Source organism: Thalassotalea profundi, assembly GCF_014653195.1.
Lineage (GTDB): Bacteria > Pseudomonadota > Gammaproteobacteria > Enterobacterales > Alteromonadaceae > Thalassotalea_B > Thalassotalea_B profundi.
The window spans coordinates 1-1,146 of the sequence record NZ_BNAH01000034.1; the positions used below are offsets into that span (position 1 = coordinate 1).

Below are 1,146 nucleotides of genomic sequence, written 5' to 3' on the forward strand. Positions count from 1 at the left end.
CCTTGGTCATGTGTCACCTGATGAGTATGAAAACCAGTTTTTAACTGGAAGCTAGAGGTCTACAAAATCGGGGGAAGATCAAATAGTTTATTAAATTATCGTAAGATTGTAATACAAGCGTTTAATGAAATTGATGTCGCACTTGGAAATATAAGACTACTTGATGCTCAAGCCCAAACAGCGAAAGAAGATTTAGCAAGAGCTACGGAAGCTTTTCGAATATCAGAAATTCAATACAGAGAAGGCGTTCTTGATTTTCAAACTGTATTAACCACTCAGCAAACTTTATACTCAATAAGAGATAATTACTTGAATAACAAGTTATTGCGGTTAAATGCTATCGTTGCTTTTTATCAAAGCTTAGGTGGTGGGTGGGAAAAAGATTTATAACTTGTGAATAACAATTATATCAATAACAGGAAACAACTGTGTTGCATTAATACACCTATGTCGAACATATAATAACTTTTGGGATTTAGATTATAAAAAGAATTGGTTGCGGGAGCCACTATTTAAACGTGAGCGAACTGACGACCTAAGGTCGTACATCCCATATAAATTATATTTTAATTCTAAACGTAATAAAGAATTGGTTGCGGGAGCNATTATATTTTAATTCTAAACGTAATAAAGAATTGGTTGCGGGAGCCAGATTTGAACTGACGACCTTCGGGTTATGAGCCCGACGAGCTACCAGGCTGCTCCATCCCGCGTCCGAATGAGTTTTATAAAGATATTATAAAACAAAGCCTTAGAAGTTTTAATTCATTCTAAAAGAATTGATTGCGGGAGCCAGTATTTAAACGTGAGCTAACTGACGACCTAAGGTCGTACATCCCATATAAGTTTTATTTAAATTCTAAACTTAATAAAGAATTGGTTGCGGGAGCCACTATTTAAACGTGAGCTAACTGACGACCTAATGTCGTATATCCCATAAAAGTTTTATTTAAATTCTAAACTTAATAAAGAATTGGTTGCGGGAGCCACTATTTAAACGTGAGCTAACTGACGACCTAATGTCGTACATCCCATAAAAGTTTTATTTAAATTCTAAACTTAGTAAAGAATTGGTTGCGGGAGCCAGATTTGAACTGACGACCTTCGGGTTATGAGCCCGACGAGCTACCAGGCTGCTCCATCCCG

General features: G+C 36.4%; 1 protein-coding gene and 1 tRNA gene. One reads left to right on the forward strand and one right to left on the reverse strand.

Annotated features, from left to right (window positions below; translation table 11 throughout):
- Nucleotides 1–66: 66 nt before the first annotated feature.
- Nucleotides 67–390: a TolC family protein gene (locus IE155_RS18180; RefSeq protein ID WP_189379696.1), complete on the forward strand. Its 324-nt coding sequence runs from the start codon at nucleotides 67–69 to the stop codon at nucleotides 388–390.
- Nucleotides 391–636: 246 nt separating this feature from the next.
- Here the strand turns inward: IE155_RS18180 and IE155_RS17875 are convergent.
- Nucleotides 637–713 (reverse strand) — tRNA-Met (locus IE155_RS17875).
- Nucleotides 714–1,146: the final 433 nt, after the last annotated feature.